Source organism: Streptomyces sp. NPDC101118, assembly GCF_044759445.1.
GTDB lineage: Bacteria > Actinomycetota > Actinomycetes > Streptomycetales > Streptomycetaceae > Streptomyces.
In genome coordinates, this window is sequence record NZ_JBIVZG010000003.1 from 15,734 (window position 1) to 31,656 (window position 15,923).

Genomic DNA, 15,923 nt, shown 5'->3' on the forward strand with positions numbered 1-15,923 from the left:
GTGCGGGCATGAGTAGAGGTCATGGAGCGACTCCATGACCTCTACGCCGCTGACTGGTTGCCCGACTACCCGGAGGCTTCCGCCGGAGGTCGTGGGGCCTGCCCACCTTGCTCGGCGAAGGGGTGGCCCCCTTCTCGTACGCGGCGGCCGCGGCTGTGGGCTACGCGGAGGGTCTTGGATAGGGAGTGGGCCAGGCCGGTTGCCAGGAGCCGGAGTTCGGTTGGGTCGGCCTCTTGGTCGGCTAGGACCTCCGCGGCGTAGTGGGTGAGCTCGGTGGCAACCTCCAGCTCTACCGACTCGATGGCGTCTGCCAAGCGGGACAGGTGGCTGTCGTTGTTGTCGGTGCTCAGGTAGCAGGGCTTCTCATCCGAGCCTGACCACGGGAGGAGGCGTAGCTCGTCGTGGTGTGTCATCCTTCCGCCCTCCTTTCGCTCGTCGTGGGGTTGGAGGTGAACGTCGCGTCGGCGCGGTCGCCAGGGAGGACCAGGAGGGCTGCCTCGATGACGCGGCCGTTGCTGTCTGCGGCTACGCGCTTGATGGCGAGGACGGCCAGGGCAGAGCTGATTCGGAGGGTTGCCGCCTCTTCGGGGGTTGGGTGGCGGGCAGTGAGCGTCTCTTGGATCTCGGTCGAGGGCGGACGGTGGGCTGAGAGATGGGCCTCTACGCCCTCACTCCAAGGTGACTCGCTCGGCACGTTGGCCGGCGCAAGGTCGCTGGGGACGTAGATGCACGCCAGGCTGTGCGGGGACCTTCCCTCATGGCTGAGGCAGCGGAACTCGGTGACGGGGCTGTCTGCCGACACCTTCAGCAGGTCGGTCAGGGGGCCTTGGGCTCGGAGGTGGTTGGTGCGCACGGTCACGTGTAGGGGCTCGGTCGTCGGCGAGGCCTGGGTGAGGATCCCGCCGCCGACGTAGGTGAGTCTGCGGAGACGGTGGCGGACGAAGTTGCCCTTGCCGTGGATCTTCTCCACGAGACCTTCGGTTTGGAGATCTGCGAGGGCGTTGCGGAGCGTTGGCGTGCTTACTCCGTAGCGGCTCGCGAGCTGGGCCTCCGAGGGGAGGCGTTCGCCGGCCTCGATGTGCCCCGACGAGATCTGGTTCCGGAGGTCGTCGGCGATGACCTGGCGACGGGAGATTGGGGGCATCGTCACCACCTTCTCTGAACGCGTTGGGCGACGAACCGGGTGCGGCGGTGCATGGTCAGCAGCTCGCCCGTTTCGAGGAGGAGCCGCTTAGCTCCGTGGGGCAGCTGGATCAGGTCGGTCACGCGGCAGGGCCGACCACCGATTTGGATGAAGTCGCCGCGCTGCACGCTTGGCGAGGTGATCTCGACGCTCGCCGCAGTCGGGGAGAGAGGCGCCCATCTGCTCATCGGGGCACGTCCGTGTGCGTGGGCTGGGTGGTGGGTGTGTGGCAGGGGCAAGTGCACGCCTCGTACACGACGGGGAGGCTGGCGGGCGGCGTCGGGGGCGAGGACTGCGTGCAGGCTGGGTGCGTGCCGATCTGGCACCAGCTAGATCGGTAGGGGGCGAGTCCGGCGTGCGATTGCTCGTGGGCAGGCATCAGTCAACCTCCGCCTGGGTGGACCGGGGGCGGACGTGGGCCGGGTGCGGCGCGACCGCGGAGGCCAGGTTCGCGCGGTCCAGGTCGGTCCGGCCGTGGGGGCTGGCGATCTTGGTCGTGTACGCGGCGTGGCGAACGGCTGCCGATCGGATTGGGGTTGCGAGGTGGTGGCGCCGGTTCCTCCGTCGGTACCGCTCACTGGTGCGCCAAGTGCCGCGGTGGATACGGTCGAGCACGCTGATCAGCTCCTATCGCTGATGGCCAGGTCCCCGGACGTCGCCCGTCGCGGGGACCGCTCTGTCTACGGCGGCCCACACGATGCGGCCGGCCTCTTCGTTGGCGAGAAGACCGAACCGATCGGCTTCCGCCACCACTACCAGGACCTCCCGCCATGTCTCGGCGGGGAGCGCCTCCGGGACCTCCGCTTCGATCGACGTGTACCGGAAGTGCAATTCCACGCGCGGAGTGAGCCCGACCGCCCGTAGTTGGGCGGCGATGTCCTCGGCGCTTACGTCCGAAGCGGGCACAGGGGCCTCCGTCGCCATGTGATTACTTTAGGTGAAGCTAGTTAACTAGATTAGAGCTAGTGGACTAGATTTTCCATATGCCTGAGCAGCCGCCGTATCTCCGCATCGCCGACGTACTCCGGCAGCGGATCTCGGAGCGGGAGTGGACGCCCGGCGACCGCCTGCCCTCACGTGCGCAAATCGCCCAGGAGTGCGGCGTGGGCGAGAACGTGGTCCGGCGCGCGCAGGAGCTGTTGATCTCTCAAGGAGTCCTAGAGGGGCGCGCCGGGTCCGGTACCTACGTCGCCGAGCCGCGGCGTCGGGTAAGAGTGGTCCGTTCTTCGGCGCGCGAGCATCGCGAGGGGTCGCCATTCCAGGCCGACATGCAGGCCACCGGCAAGCGGGGCGGGTGGGAGAGCAGGACTGAGGCGAAGGTCCCGGCGCCGGCCGAGGTCGCTTCGCGGCTCGGGATCGGCGAGGGCGAGTTGTGCGTACGCACCGCCTACGAGTTCCTTGCTGACGGCAGGCCGGTGCAGCTGTCCACGAGTTGGGAGCCGTACGACCTGACGGCCGGGACGCTCGTCGTGCTGCCGGAAGGCGGGCCCCACGCGGGGATCGGCGTCGTGAACCGGATGGCCGAGATCGGGATCGTCGTCAGCCATGCCGTGGAGCAGCCGGAGCCCCGGCAGGCTACCGCCGAGGAAGCATCGCTCCTCGGGATCCAGAAGGCCTCACTCGTCACACACATCCGCCGCACGTACTACAGCGACGAGGGCCGCCCGGTAGAGACGGCGGACATCATCGTGCCCGCCGCCCTATGTGAGATCGTTTACGAGGTTCCCATCAGCCGCTAGCAGCGGTATCTAGGCGGCCCCATCCACGCGAGCGCCCGCCAAGGCCTTGAACGCTCGGTACAAGCTCCAACCACCAGCGGGGAATTGCAGGCTGGGTACCTTCTGGAGCTGCTCGCGCACTACGGACAGCGCCTTCCACATCTCGTCATCCCTGCTGATCGTCTTGAAATTGAGGGCGAGGAGTTCAGGGCGGTAGACGAGGAAGGCGTACCCCTCGTCCGACCAGTGAGGACGATGCGGGTAGCAGGCAAGGCCGCGAAGGTTGAGACGCCTACACACCTCATGCAGTCGCACGAGACGTAGGCGCTCCCTCCCCTCCAGGGCCCGCACGTGCGTGTGCGAAACCATCGCAGCACCACCTTGACCGTCTACCAATCGCACAATGGCATCAATCGTGCTGGAACAGACATGAACGGACAACTAAACCTCCGTATGAATAAGTCCGCCCATGCTCTGCTGTGCACGCATTACATGAAGGAATTCAGCGAAACCGTGCACGGAATCTGATTGTTTACGATATAAGTCGCCGCCAACGGTCCGGCGGACGGTGCCCCTGCTGCTACCGCAACGCGCCCTCGCCGGACGCCCGCCTCGTCGGCAACGTGCGGTGAGGGGCGCGCGACCGGGCGCCGGGGGAGGGGCACGATGGTTCAGCCGGCTGTGGGGCGTCGACGCGGAGCGGGGGACGGTGCCAGAACAAGGCGGTCACGGGGAGCTCTCGGTGCGCCAAGCATCAGGGGCCGTGGTCCGCGACGGGGTGGCGCAGCGGAAGAAGAAGGAAGCCGCAGCGAAGATGCGGAAACCTCGGAGGAAGCGCTGAGTGTGGTCGTCGGGCCGCGATTCTGACATCCAGAACTGACATCAACGGGGGTGGACGCAGGCGGTTGCGGGTGGTGACCTGCGGTCGTCGCGTCCGAGGTCAGGCCGGGTGTACGGCCGTTCCGGGCGAGCTTACAAAGCAGATGTCGGCGGTTCGAAACCGTCCGCGCCCACCAGCGCAAAGGCCTCCAGTCAAGATCGACTGGGGGCCTTTGTCGGTGGTTCTCGACGGCGAGCGGCACACCGCGAGGGCGTCCACGGCGGACGTGGGCGGGGCGGCGGGCGTGGCGTCGGGATTTGTCCGGGGCGTCGGGTGATGATGGCGCCGTGCGACTTGATCACGTGTCCTATGCGGTGGCCCGCGACAGCTTCGTCTCGACCGTCCAGTGGATCGGATCGGCCCTCGGCGCCGGGTTCGTCGACGGGGGCGTGCACCCGCGGTTCGGCACCCGCAACTTCATCCTCCCGCTGAGCGGCGGCACCTACGTCGAGGTCGTCACCACACTCGACCACCCCGCCGCCGACCGCGCACCCTTCGGCCAGGCGGTCGCGCGCCGCGCCGCCGAGGGCGGCGGCTGGCTCGGCTGGGTGGTCGGCGTCGACGACATGGCCCCGGTCGAGGCCCGCCTCGGCCGCGCCGCGGCCGAGGGTCACCGTGTCCGCCCCGACGGGTTCGACCTGAGGTGGAAGCAGATCGGTCTGCTGGAACTGATGGAGGACCCGCAGCTCCCCTACTTCCTCCAGTGGCTGGTCCCCCTCGAGGAGCGCCCGAGCGCGGACCCGCGCACCTCCACCACCATCCACGGGGTCTCCATCGCCGGCGACGCCGCCTCCATCGCCGAATTCCTCGGCGAGCCGGCCGACCACCCCCTCGACCAGATCGACGTCACCTGGGTCGAGGACGAGGAGCCGGGGCTGGTCGCGGTCGAGTTCGCCACCGCCAACGGACCGGTCACGATCTGACCGGAAGAAGGAAGCCGAAGCGGAGATGCGGAAACTTCGGAGGAAGCGCTGAACGTCGTCGTCCGGTCGCGATTCCGACGTCCGGGAGTGGCGCCGACCGGGTGGATGCAGACGGTTGCGGGCGGTGACCTCCGTGCGTCGCGTCCGAGGTCAGAGCCGGGGTGCCGGGGCTGCGGGCGGGGTTGCGCGGCGGATGCCGGCGGTTCGGGAGCGGCTGCGCCAGCCACACGGAAGGCCTCCGGCCAAGACCGGCTGGGGCGCCGTTCGGGGCACTGGGGCCCGGTCGTGGCGCGAGGTGACGAACGAGACTCTCCTGCGGACGCGCACGGGGGCACATACTGGGCTGGATGACAAAGCCGGTTGTACCCAAGCGCCATTTGCCCACGAGTCCCTTCAAGGCTCCCGTCACGTCGCCGCCGGAGCAGTTCGCCGTGGGCGACCAGGTCACGCACGACGTCTACGGTCTCGGACGGGTGATCGGGATCGAGGCCGGCATCGCCGCCCTCGTCGATTTCGGCTCGGTCCGGGAGCGGATCCTGAGCCCCTACGCCAAGATGAGCAAGCTGTAGGACCGAGGTGCCGGGGCGCGGCACGTCAGCCCCTCGACGGGGCCACACAGGAGGCGGCCGGGTTCCTCGCCGTCCGCACCTCCGCGTGCAGAGTCCCCTTGCCGGTGCGGCGAGGGGACTTTCTGCTGGTCCGGGCGTATGTCGGTGGGGGTGGGGATACTCGGGGTATGTGTCGGAGTATTAAGACCCTGAGGCCGCCGGCCATCCCGCACGAGGCGACCGAGGACGAGATGCGGGCCGCTGCGCTGCAGTACGTGCGGAAGGTGTCCGGGTTCCGGGCGCCGGCGGCGCACAACCGGGAGGTTTTCGAGCGGGCGGTCGAGGCCGTCGCCGAGGCCACCCGCGAGCTGCTCGACGGGATAGAGGTGCGGGGGAGCAGGGGCCATGCTCATGCTCCCGCCCCTGCGGCTGCCGAGGGGTAGGCCGGAACAGGTCGCCCGTTCGGGCGGGTGAGGTGCCGGGCGGGCGCGGGCCGGTGATGCGGGTGCGGCCCGCGCCCCGGGGCGTCAGGTGCCGGCTTCGGTGCGGCGGCGGAGGTACCAGACGCCCGCTCCCAGGGCGCCGGCCACGAGGGCGCCGCCGATGGCGATCTCGCCCGGGCTGACCTGGCCCATGCTGCCGCCCAGGCCGCCGCGCGCCGCGCCCGGCGTGACGTGCAGGGAGACCGTGGTGGTGCGGCCGCCCAGGCCGTCGCACTGGAAGGTGACCGTGTGCGTGCCGGGGCTGGCGTTGCGGTGCACGGTGGCGCTGCCGAAGAGGTTCGTGGCCTCCAGGTTGCCGGGGGCGAGGTTGACCGTGCCGAAGGCGCTGGAGCGTGCCGTGCCGGTGCGGGTGCCGCAGCCCTCGACGTTGAGGCCGACGCGGCCGCCCGGTGCGACCGTGGTCGGCGACACGGAGGCCACGAGCCGGCCGCCGCTGTTGTTCGCCACGGCGCTCGGGGCGAGGGCGAAGGTGAGGGCGGTCGGCAGGACGGTGGCGGCGGTCAGTACGGTCGCGGCCGCGACGCTTTTCAGACGCATGGTGGAACTCCTCTACTCCTCGGAAACGGCGCGGCCAGGCACGGATGTGACGCGGATTCGGTCGCGCATCGTGCCTTGGACGCTAGGAGCGTGGGAGCCGCACGGCGATCGGGGCCGAGTGAACGGGTGAGCAGACTCCCCCGGGCGGGCGAGCCCGTCGGCGTGTCGCGGAGGTGCCGGAGGAGGGAGCAGGAGTGCTCCCGCGGGCCGGGGGTGTCGGGGGTGGCGCCGGCGACCACGCCCGGCGGGTCCCGCTGGGCGTGGTCGTCCCGCGCGACGCCGTGGACGTGCGGGAGTTCGGTGCGTGGGTCCCCCCCCCGGGCGGGTGGGGTGACGCCGGGCCTGCGTGCGGAGCCCCCGTGCCGTTAAGGCGCCGCCGGTGTCGGGCGGCGGACCAGGTACGCGGCCAGGGCACCCGCCGCGAAGAGGGCTATCACCGAGACCGCCGTGCCCAGCCAGGTCGCGCCCAGCCAGTGGGCGCCGAAGTAGCCCAGTGCCGCGCTGTAGCCCGCCCACGCCAGGCCCGCCAGGGCCGACCACGGGAGGAACTTCCTGATCTCCCGCTGCGCCGCGCCCGCGCCCAGGGAGACCACCGAGCGCCCCGCCGGGGCGAAGCGGGCGATGACGACGAGGAGGCCGCCGCCCCGGCTCAGGGCCTGGCCGAGGCGTTCCTGGGCCAGCGTCAGGCGGCGGGACCGGGCGATGGCCCGGTCCAGACGGGCACCCCCGCGCCGGGCCAGCCGGTACGCCGCCAGGTCGCCCAGTACGGACGCGGCCGCCGCACACAGCACCAGCACCACGATGTCCGGGCCCGGCGGCGGCACCGGCGCACCCGCGCCCACGGCCGCCCCGGCGGCAGCAGCCGCGGCCGCCGCGGTGATCACCAGGACCCCGCTGGGCAGCACCGGCAGGAAGACGTCGAGCAGCACGGAGACGGCCACGAGGGCGTAGATCCAGGGGCTCGCGGTCAACGGCCCCACTGTCTCAAGCAAAACGGGACTCCCCGGCTCCGGCTCTCGGTCATCGCGCTGGGCCGCGGCGTCGCGGGGGAGCGGCAGGAGCGGCTTGACAGCCATACAGCGTACGCCGGGAGTTCGTCCCCCGTACCCCCGGGGCCGCCCGCGTGTCAGGTGTGCCCGGGGCCCCCGGCGGAACGGCCGGATTCCGGCCACGCCCAGGTCGCACCCCCGGCCGCGCCGCGGTCGCACCCCCGGCCGCGCCGCGGTCGCACCCCAGGCCGCGCCGCAGTCGTACCCCGGCTGCGCCTCAGCCGCTCTTCGGCCTCCCCGGCCGCACCCCCCCGCCTACGCCAGGTCCCGCTCCAGCACCGTCACCAGCCGGCCCTCCTCCGCGCCCCCGCGCACCGGCTTGCGGGCCTGGTCGAGGCGGAGCCGGGCCGAACGGCCGGACAGCGCCAGCGTCATCAGCTGGTTGCCGAACCACGGCCCGCTCGTCCGCCGCCAGGTCAGCGGCGGCCGTCCCGTCCGGCCGTGCCGGGCGAGCAGCCGGCCGAGCCGCCGCCCGGCCCGGCTCCAACCGAAGCGGAAGCCCATGTTCACCAGCCGGTGCACGGAGTTGTGCACCGGTGAGCAGGTCAGCTGGTACACCGCCGCCGTCGTCGATATGGCCGGCTCGGCCACGTACGCGTGGTGGACGTCCCCGGACAGCACGCACACGGTCGCCGGCGCGCGCGGGCCCGTCGCGGCCTCCTCGATCAGGTCGGTGAGCGCCGTGAACGAGGCGGGGAAGGCCGCCCAGTGCTCCAGGTCGCTGCGCCGCCGGAGGTCCTCGCCGATCCGGGCCCACCGCGGACCGCGCTCGCCCCGGCAGAGGGCCGCGTCCCAGGCCTCCGCGTCGTGGATCAGCGGCGGCAGCAGCCAGGGCAGCGAGGCGCCGATCAGCAGGTGGTCGTACTGGCCGTGCCCGTCGAGGGCGTTCTCGCGCACCCACCGCGCCTCGTCCGGGTCGAGCATCGCCCGCGCGTCCTCGTCCAGCACGCGGGCCGCCCTGGTGTCCACCATCAGCAGCCGGGTGCGGCCGAAGTCGCGGCGGTAGCTCCAGCGCACTGAGGCCGGGTCCGCGTCGGCCGCGGCGGCGAAGGCGCGCAGCTCCTCGGTGCCGTCGGGCGTCGCGCGCACCGCGGCGTAGAGGGGGTCGGCGGCGAGTTCGGCGGGGGAGAGGTTGCCCAGGTGCTGGTAGACCCAGTACGACATGAACCCGCTGGTCACCCGCTCGCGCCACCACGGCGTCGCCCGCATCTCGGCCACCCACGAGGCGCTGGTGTTCCAGTCGTCGACGAGGTCGTGGTCGTCGAAGATCAGGCAGCTGGGGACGGTCGACAGCAGCCAGCGGATCTCCGGGTCGAGCCAGGACTCGTAGTACAGCCGCGTGAACTCCTCGTAGTCCGCCACCTGCGCCCCGGGCGCGTCCCGCAGGTCGCGCCGGGCGGCGAGCCAGGCCCTGGTCTCCCGGGAGAGCTGGTCGGCGTACACCTGGTCGCCGAGCAGGAGGAGTACGTCGGGCCGCGCCTCCAGCGGCTGCGTGGCGAGCCGGGACGCCAGCGCGTCCAGCGCGTCGGGTCCGTGCGGCCCCCGCCGGTCGGCGGGCGGGGCGGCCTGGCGGCAGGAGCCGAAGGTGAACCGGACCGGCGGCGAGGGGCGGCCGGGGGTGGCGGGGACGGGCGTGGTGATGGTGCTGGGCGGGAAGGGGCTGTCGGGCAGCGGCCACACGCGGGTGCCCTCGAACAGCACCTCGTACGCGGTGGTCGTGCCCGGCGTCAGCCCGGTGACCGGCACGAGCGCGTAGTGGTGGCCGGCGATCTGGAAGGTGCGGACGGACCCGCCCGCGCCGTCCTCGCACCGCACCTCGGCGGTGCCCGGCCGGTCGGTCTCGATCCACACGGTGGCCGTGTCGCCGGTCTCCCAGCACACGTGGCGCAGCAGTGGCCCCAGGCGCAGCTCGCCCACGTAACTCCCCCTCGTCCGTCGCCCTTTGGGTAAAGGTACGACGGGGAGGGGGAGCGCGGTTCCGGATCCGGCCGCGAGACCGGCCGGGGGTCCCGGCGGTCCGGTCAGCAGCCGCTGAGGGCGTTGGTGAGCGCGGTCTTCTCGTCGGAGTCGATGGTCAGGCCCCAGTACTGCTTCACGTGCACCCACATGCGGGCGTAGGTGCAGCGGTAGGAGGACAGCGGCGGCATCCAGTCGGCCGGGTCGAGGTCGCCCTTGGCCTGGTTGACGTTGTCCGTGACCGCGATCAGCTGGGGGCGGGTGAGGTCGTTGGCGAACTGCTGGCGCTTGGAGGTGGTCCAGGAGTTCGCGCCCGAGCGCCAGGCCTCGGAGAGCGCGACGACGTGGTCGATGTCGAGGTCGGATCCGGCGTGCCAGGTGGCGCCGTCGTAGGCGGAGTACCAGGAGCCGCTGGTGGCGGCACAGTTCGCGTCGGTGACGACGTTCACGCCGTCGCGCTTGAGGACGGTCTCGCGGGTGTTGCAGGTGCCCGAGACGGTGCTCCAGTGCGGGAAGAGGTCGCGGCTGTAGCCGCTGGAGGAACCTTCCGCCTTGGGCGTCACGCCGGCCAGCCAGGTGCGGGCGGCCGAGGCGCTCATGGGGGTGGGGGGCGCCGCCTGGGCGGCGGGGGCGTTGAGGAGGGCGGTGGCCGCGAGGGTGGCGGTCGCCGCGAGCACACCGAATCGACGCGCGTAGACACCGGGCATGAGGGGCTCCTAGGGGCGGGGGGAACGGCCGGTCGGCCCCCTGTGGGGGACCGCGGCCATCGTGGCGGCGCCGGGTGGACGGGGGATGGGCGCCAGGCAACAGAGTGGCGACATGCGCACGTCACAACAAGGGGTGTAACGGCCCTCTGTTGGCGTGAACTTGACGTTCCGTCGGGCAGATCGCAGTGGTTTGCGCGGATTCGGTGCCGCGCGGGGTGTGCGGCGCGGGCCGCGGTGCGACCGGGGTGTGACCGGTGTCTCCCGGCCGCCGGGACCAAAGTCCCTGCTGGGCGGCGCCCGGCGTGTCGTACCCTGGTGCGAGCAGAAGGGGAGTAGCTCTTCGCCGGACCGTCGACATACTGCTGGCCAGTTCCAGCCGGCGCCCGGAGGCAGGCTCAGCCGTCACGACCGCGGACGCGGTCACGTACGGCACGGCCGGCCAGCGAGACCTTCGGCCGCAGTGTCCGTGTACCTACACGTGCATGCGCACGTGCGCGCGCCCAGAGCGCGGGCGCGTGGGGATGCCCGTGTGCGCGCGGGTCGCTGTCGAGCCGAAGCGACCCCCTGAAACGGCCTGGTCTCTCGGTCCGGCGGCGCCCGCCCCGACCGATCGAGGTTTCACTCCAGTGATCAGCTTCACCATCCTGGCGATCGTCTTCGGCGTCGTCTTCCTCGCCGAGCTGCCCGACAAGACGGCCCTGGCGGGCCTGATGCTGGGCACCCGCTACCGCGCGTCGTACGTGTTCGCGGGAGTCGCCGCAGCCTTCGCCGTGCACGTCGCGCTCGCCATCGCCGCCGGCGGCGTGCTGACGCTGCTGCCGCACCGGCTGGTGCAGGCCTTCGTGGGCGTGCTGTTCCTGATCGGCGCGGCGATGCTGCTGCTGAAGAAGGACGAGGGGGAGGAGTCGGTCAAGGCTCCCGAGGACCAGTCCTTCTGGAAGGTGTCCGGGGCCGGCTTCATGCTGATCCTGGTGGCCGAGTTCGGTGACCTGACGCAGATCATGACCGCCAACCTCGCCGCCCGCTACGACGACCCGGTCTCGGTGGGCCTGGGCGCGGTGCTGGCCCTCTGGGCGGTCGCGGGCCTCGGCATCCTGGGCGGGCGCACCCTGATGAAGCGCGTGCCGCTGCGGCTGATCACGAAGATCGCGGCGTGCGTGATGGCCGCCCTGGCCGTGTTCAGCCTCTGGGAGGCGGTGGCGGGGTAGTCCCCGGGTGCGGGTGCGGGTGCGGGTGCGGGTGCGGGTGCGGGTGCGGGTGCGGGTGCGGGCGGGGGGCGAGATTCGGCCACCGGCCGCGCCCCCGCCGTGCCATTGTGGTGGGGTGAGCAACCTGGAGGACCTCGTACCGCTGCGGCGGGCCCGTGACCTGATGGACCGCGAGTACGCCGAGCCGCTCGACGTACCCGCGCTGGCGCGCGTCGCCCTCATGTCGCCGGGCCACTTCTCCCGCAGCTTCCGGGCCGCCTTCGGCGAGACGCCGTACAGCTACCTTATGACCCGCCGCATCGAGCGCGCGAAGGCGCTGCTGCGGCGCGGCGACCTGTCGGTGACGGAGGTGTGCTTCGAGGTCGGCTGTACGTCGCTGGGCTCGTTCAGCTCACGCTTCACCGAGCTCGTCGGCGAGACCCCCAGCGCGTACCGGGCCCGGGAGCACGGCGACGGCGCCGCCATCCCGGCCTGCATCGCGAAGATCCACACGCGACCGGTCAGGAACGGAGAAGCGCGGGGAGCACCCCACCCGTAGCGTGAAACGCATGGACATCAAGCTTTCCCAGTGCTTCATCGCCGTCGACGACCACGAGAAGGCCCTCGCCTTCTACCGCGACGCCCTCGGGTTCGAGGTGCGCAACGACGTCGGCTTCGAGGGCATGCGGTGGGTGACCGTCGGGGCCCCCTCCCAGCCCGACGTGGAGATCGTCCTCGAACCGCCGGTCGCCGACCCCGGCGCCTCGCCCGCCGACCGCCAGGCCATGGCCGAACTGCTCGCCAAGGGCCTCCTGCGCGGGGTCATCCTCCGGACCGACGACGTCGACGCCGCCTTCGAGCGCGTCCGCGCCGCGGGCGGCGAGGTGCTCCAGGAGCCGACGGACCAGCCGTACGGCGTCCGCGACTGCGCCTTCCGCGACCCCGCCGGCAACATGATCCGGCTCAGCAAGCCCCGCTGAGCCGCCCGGCCGCCGCACCATTGACCCGAACGGACGACCGACGGATGGAGACACGATGAGCAGGGCCGGGAGCAGGGCCGCGGGGAGCGGGGCCGCCGGGAGCGGTGCCGGGACCGGGACCCGGGCCGGGGCGGGTACCAGGGCGGGGGCCGCGGGGAGCCGGGCCGGCAAGGCCGCCGGCAGCGCTGCACCGAAGGCGTCCGGCGCACCGGCGGCGTCCGGCGCGCACGCGGCCGACAGCCACGACCTGATCCGGGTGCACGGCGCCCGCGTGAACAACCTCAGGGACGTCAGCATCGAGATCCCGAAGCGCAGGCTCACCGTCTTCACCGGCGTCTCCGGCTCGGGCAAGAGCTCGCTGGTCTTCGACACGATCGCCGCGGAGTCGCAGCGCCTGATCAACGAGACGTACAGCGCCTTCGTCCAGGGCTTCATGCCCACGCTGGCGCGGCCCGAGGTCGACGTGCTCGACGGGCTCACCACCGCGATCATCGTCGACCAGCAGCGGATGGGCTCCGACCCCCGCTCCACCGTCGGCACGGCCACCGACGCCAACGCCATGCTGCGGATCCTCTTCAGCCGGCTCGGCGACCCGCACATCGGCCCGCCCGGCGCGTACTCCTTCAACGTCGCCTCCGTGAAGGCGAGCGGGGCGATCACCGTCGAGAAGGGCGACAAGACGACGGTCAAGGCGACGTACTCGCGCACCGGCGGCATGTGCACGCGCTGCGAGGGCCGCGGCACGGTCTCCGACGTCGACCTCACCCAGCTCTACGACGACAGCAAGTCGCTCAACGAAGGCGCGCTCACCATCCCCGGCTACACCATGGACGGCTGGTACGGGCGGATCTTCAGCGGCTCCGGTTTCTTCGACATGGACAAGCCGATCCGCAGGTTCACCAAGCGGGAGCTGCACGACCTGCTCCACAGGGAGCCGACCAAGATCAAGGTCGAGGGCATCAACCTCACCTACGAGGGCCTGATCCCGAAGATCCAGAAGTCGATGCTGTCGAAGGACATCGACGCGCTGCAGCCGCACGTCCGCGCCTTCGTCGAGCGGGCGATGACCTTCACCGTCTGTCCCGAGTGCGACGGTACCCGGCTGAGCGAGGGCCCCCGGTCCTCGAAGATCGAGGGCGTCTCGATCGCCGACGCGTGCGCGATGGAGATCCGGGACCTGGCGGAATGGGTCCGTGGGCTGGAGGACGTGTCGGTGGCCCCGCTGCTGGAGGCGCTCCAGGGGACCCTCGACTCGTTCGTGGAGATCGGCCTGGGCTACCTCGCGCTGGACCGCGCGTCGGGCACGCTCTCGGGCGGCGAGGCACAGCGGGTCAAGATGATCCGCCACCTCGGGTCCGCGCTGACCGACGTCACGTACGTCTTCGACGAGCCCACCACCGGTCTGCACCCCCACGACATCCAGCGGATGAACGACCTGCTGCTGCGGCTGCGGGACAAGGGCAACACGGTGCTGGTGGTCGAGCACAAGCCGCAGACGATCGCGATCGCCGACCACGTGGTGGACCTGGGCCCCGGCGCCGGCACGGCGGGCGGCACCGTCTGCTTCGAGGGCACGGTGGAGGGCCTGCGGGCCGGCGACACGATCACCGGCCGCCACCTCGACGACCAGACCGTGCTCAAGGAGACGGTGCGCAAGCCCACCGGCAAGCTGGGCATCCGCGGCGCGGCCGCGCACAACCTGCGGGACGTCGACGTGGACGTGCCGCTCGGCGTGCTCGTCGTCGTGACCGGCGTCGCGGGCTCCGGCAAGAGCTCGCTGGTGCACGGGTCGATCCCGGCCGAGGAGGGGGTGGTGTCGGTCGACCAGACGGCGATCCGCGGCTCGCGGCGCAGCAACCCGGCCACGTACACCGGGCTGCTCGAGCCGATCCGCAAGGCCTTCGCCAAGGCCAACGGCGTGAAGCCGGCCCTGTTCAGCGCCAACTCCGCGGGCGCCTGCCCCACCTGCAACGGCGCCGGGGTGATCTACACCGACCTGGCGATGATGGCGGGGGTCGCGACCACGTGCGACGAGTGCGAGGGCAAGCGGTTCGACGCCTCCGTGCTGGAGTACCACCTGGGCGGCCGCGACATCAGTGAGGTGCTCGCGATGTCGGTGACGGAGGCGGAGGAGTTCTTCGGCGCGGGCGAGGCGCGCATCCCGGCCGCACACAAGATCCTGGAGCGGCTCGCCGACGTGGGCCTCGGGTACGTGAGCCTGGGCCAGCCGCTGACCACGCTGTCCGGCGGGGAGCGGCAGCGGCTGAAGCTGGCCACGCACATGGCGGACAAGGGAGGCGTCTACGTGCTGGACGAGCCCACGACCGGCCTGCACCTCGCGGACGTGGAACAGCTGCTCGGGCTGCTGGACCGGCTCGTCGACGCCGGCAAGTCGGTGATCGTCATCGAGCACCACCCCGCGGTGATGGCGCACGCCGACTGGATCATCGACCTCGGGCCGGGCGCCGGCCACGACGGCGGCCGGGTCGTCTTCGAGGGCACCCCGGCGGACCTGGTGGCCGACCGCTCCACGCTCACGGGCGAGCACCTGGCGGCGTACGTGGGGGCGTGACGGGTTCCGGCGTCTCTGGTGTCCCTTACACCGGGGGCCTCGACGTGACCGGGGCGCCGGGGGTGGGGACCCCCGGCGCCCCGGTCACGTCGTGTGGTGGTCGGCCGGTCGCCGGTCAGGCGGCGTACGGGCTGACCGTGAGGCGGATGGTGCCGTCCGCCGCGGCGTCGACGCGTACGGCCGTCAGGTCGGGTACGTGCACGGTCGGCCCGTGCTCCCCGGCGCGGGGGCCGACGCCCACCACCCGCATGCCGGCCGCGCGGCCCGCGGCGATGCCGGCGCCGGAATCCTCGAAGACCACGCAGTCCGCCGGGTCGACGCCGAGTTCGGAGGCGCCCTTGAGGAAGCCCTCGGGGTGCGGCTTGCTGGCCTCGACGTGCTCGGCGGTCACCCGCACCTCGGGCATGGGCAGCGCGGAGGCCGTCATGCGGGCGGTCGCGAGGGCCTCGTCCGCCGAGGTGACCAGGGCGTGGGGGAGCCGGCCGATGGCGGCCATGAAGGCGGGCGCGCCGTCGACCGGGACGACACCCTCGGTGTCCGCGGTCTCGCGGGCCAGCATCACGGCGTTGTCGGCGTGGTTCTGCTCCATCGGGCGGTCCGGGAGCAGGATCGCCATGGTGGCGTAGCCCTGGCGGCCGTGGACGATCTTCATCGCCTCGTGCGGGTCGAGACCGTGCGACACCGCCCAGTCCCGCCAGCAGCGCTCCACCACCGCGTCCGAGTTCACGATCGTGCCGTCCATGTCCAGGAGCAGGGCCTTGGCGGTCAGGACGACCGGCTCTGCGGCGGCTTCGGTTTCGGGGGCGGTGGTGCTGGCCGTCATGGGGGCGGGCTCCTGGGGGAGACGAGGTCCGGCGATGCGGCGGGAAGAGTACAAGCGGCTCCGTCCGCCGGTCAGGGAATACGGACGGAACCACTTTGTTCCTACACGATACAAAACCCTCCGCCTCAAAGCCAATCGCCTCCCGGCGGGGGGCTGACCTGGGGGTTCGGCCGCGGGTCGCCTCCGGCGAGGGGGCTGCGGTGTGGTTCGGCGCGGGTCGCCTCCGGCGAGGGGGCTGCCGTGTGGTTCGGCGCAGGTGCCATGAGTGGGGGAGTGGGGTTTGGTGCCGGGGGCGGCTTGGAGGTTGCGCGCGGGGGGATGCGCGGGCCCGACGGGGCGGCGCGCCGGGTGGCTGGG

At 71.9% G+C, this 15,923-nt stretch carries 16 protein-coding genes and 1 pseudogene; 9 read left to right on the forward strand and 8 right to left on the reverse strand.

Annotated features, from left to right (window positions below):
* Nucleotides 1-65: 65 nt before the first annotated feature.
* The 3 genes from ACIQUQ_RS06090 to ACIQUQ_RS06100 all read right to left on the reverse strand — a co-directional run bounded on the left by ACIQUQ_RS06090 (nt 66) and on the right by ACIQUQ_RS06100 (nt 2,089).
* The gene (locus ACIQUQ_RS06090; protein WP_403971872.1) at nt 66-413 is read right to left on the reverse strand and encodes a hypothetical protein; all 348 of its coding nucleotides are present in this window, start codon (nt 411-413) and stop codon (nt 66-68) included.
* Nucleotides 410-1,144, reverse strand: a complete 735-nt coding sequence (locus tag ACIQUQ_RS06095) for a GntR family transcriptional regulator (RefSeq protein WP_403971874.1) — start codon at nt 1,142-1,144, stop codon at nt 410-412. The genes ACIQUQ_RS06090 and ACIQUQ_RS06095 overlap by 4 nt, the downstream gene beginning before the upstream one ends.
* A 666-nt stretch (nt 1,145-1,810) precedes the next feature.
* Nucleotides 1,811-2,089: a hypothetical protein gene (locus ACIQUQ_RS06100; RefSeq protein WP_403972856.1), complete on the reverse strand. Its 279-nt coding sequence runs from the start codon at nt 2,087-2,089 to the stop codon at nt 1,811-1,813.
* 77 nt (nt 2,090-2,166) lie between these two features.
* On the opposite strand from ACIQUQ_RS06100, the gene ACIQUQ_RS06105 reads away from it, so the two are divergent.
* The 5 genes and pseudogenes from ACIQUQ_RS06105 to ACIQUQ_RS06125 all read left to right on the forward strand — a co-directional run bounded on the left by ACIQUQ_RS06105 (nt 2,167) and on the right by ACIQUQ_RS06125 (nt 5,695).
* Nucleotides 2,167-2,922 (forward strand): GntR family transcriptional regulator, encoded by a 756-nt coding sequence (locus tag ACIQUQ_RS06105; RefSeq protein WP_403971876.1) that lies wholly within the window; start codon nt 2,167-2,169, stop codon nt 2,920-2,922.
* Between the two features lie 695 nt (nt 2,923-3,617).
* A pseudogene (locus tag ACIQUQ_RS06110) lies at nt 3,618-4,058 on the forward strand (hypothetical protein); the annotation flags it as partial.
* 10 nt (nt 4,059-4,068) lie between these two features.
* A complete protein-coding gene (locus ACIQUQ_RS06115; RefSeq protein ID WP_403971878.1) occupies nt 4,069-4,704 on the forward strand; it encodes a VOC family protein in 636 nt (211 codons plus the stop codon).
* Between the two features lie 347 nt (nt 4,705-5,051).
* Nucleotides 5,052-5,273 (forward strand): hypothetical protein, encoded by a 222-nt coding sequence (locus tag ACIQUQ_RS06120; RefSeq protein WP_399951808.1) that lies wholly within the window; start codon nt 5,052-5,054, stop codon nt 5,271-5,273.
* Nucleotides 5,274-5,440: 167 nt separating this feature from the next.
* A complete protein-coding gene (locus ACIQUQ_RS06125) occupies nt 5,441-5,695 on the forward strand; it encodes a DUF2277 domain-containing protein (RefSeq protein WP_403971880.1) in 255 nt (84 codons plus the stop codon).
* Nucleotides 5,696-5,779: 84 nt separating this feature from the next.
* Here ACIQUQ_RS06125 and ACIQUQ_RS06130 read toward each other — a convergent pair whose 3' ends face one another.
* The 4 genes from ACIQUQ_RS06130 to ACIQUQ_RS06145 form a co-directional block, all read right to left on the reverse strand.
* Nucleotides 5,780-6,292, reverse strand: a complete 513-nt coding sequence (locus tag ACIQUQ_RS06130; protein ID WP_403971882.1) for a hypothetical protein — start codon at nt 6,290-6,292, stop codon at nt 5,780-5,782.
* Nucleotides 6,293-6,657: 365 nt separating this feature from the next.
* The gene (locus ACIQUQ_RS06135; RefSeq protein ID WP_403971884.1) at nt 6,658-7,284 is read right to left on the reverse strand and encodes a DedA family protein; all 627 of its coding nucleotides are present in this window, start codon (nt 7,282-7,284) and stop codon (nt 6,658-6,660) included.
* 312 nt (nt 7,285-7,596) lie between these two features.
* Complete coding sequence (locus tag ACIQUQ_RS06140; protein WP_403971886.1) at nt 7,597-9,258, reverse strand: alkaline phosphatase D family protein; 1,662 nt, start codon at nt 9,256-9,258, stop codon at nt 7,597-7,599.
* 104 nt (nt 9,259-9,362) lie between these two features.
* Nucleotides 9,363-10,004, reverse strand: coding sequence for an HNH endonuclease family protein (locus tag ACIQUQ_RS06145; RefSeq protein ID WP_403971888.1), 642 nt, complete (start codon nt 10,002-10,004; stop codon nt 9,363-9,365).
* 626 nt (nt 10,005-10,630) lie between these two features.
* Between ACIQUQ_RS06145 and ACIQUQ_RS06150 the strand changes: the two genes are divergently transcribed.
* The 4 genes from ACIQUQ_RS06150 (at nt 10,631) to ACIQUQ_RS06165 (ending at nt 14,743) form a co-directional block, all read left to right on the forward strand.
* Nucleotides 10,631-11,212: a TMEM165/GDT1 family protein gene (locus ACIQUQ_RS06150; protein ID WP_403971890.1), complete on the forward strand. Its 582-nt coding sequence runs from the start codon at nt 10,631-10,633 to the stop codon at nt 11,210-11,212.
* Between the two features lie 115 nt (nt 11,213-11,327).
* Nucleotides 11,328-11,750, forward strand: coding sequence for a helix-turn-helix domain-containing protein (locus ACIQUQ_RS06155; protein WP_403971892.1), 423 nt, complete (start codon nt 11,328-11,330; stop codon nt 11,748-11,750).
* 10 nt (nt 11,751-11,760) lie between these two features.
* On the forward strand, nt 11,761-12,171 hold the full coding sequence (locus tag ACIQUQ_RS06160; protein WP_403971894.1) for a VOC family protein: 411 nt from the start codon (nt 11,761-11,763) through the stop codon (nt 12,169-12,171).
* Nucleotides 12,172-12,427: 256 nt separating this feature from the next.
* Nucleotides 12,428-14,743: an ATP-binding cassette domain-containing protein gene (locus ACIQUQ_RS06165; protein ID WP_403972858.1), complete on the forward strand. Its 2,316-nt coding sequence runs from the start codon at nt 12,428-12,430 to the stop codon at nt 14,741-14,743.
* Between the two features lie 115 nt (nt 14,744-14,858).
* Here the strand turns inward: ACIQUQ_RS06165 and ACIQUQ_RS06170 are convergent, their stop codons facing one another.
* Nucleotides 14,859-15,566 carry an HAD-IA family hydrolase gene (locus ACIQUQ_RS06170; protein WP_403971896.1) on the reverse strand — a complete coding sequence of 236 codons (708 nt, stop codon included), beginning with the start codon at nt 15,564-15,566 and terminating at the stop codon, nt 14,859-14,861.
* Between the last annotated feature and the right edge of the window lie 357 nt (nt 15,567-15,923).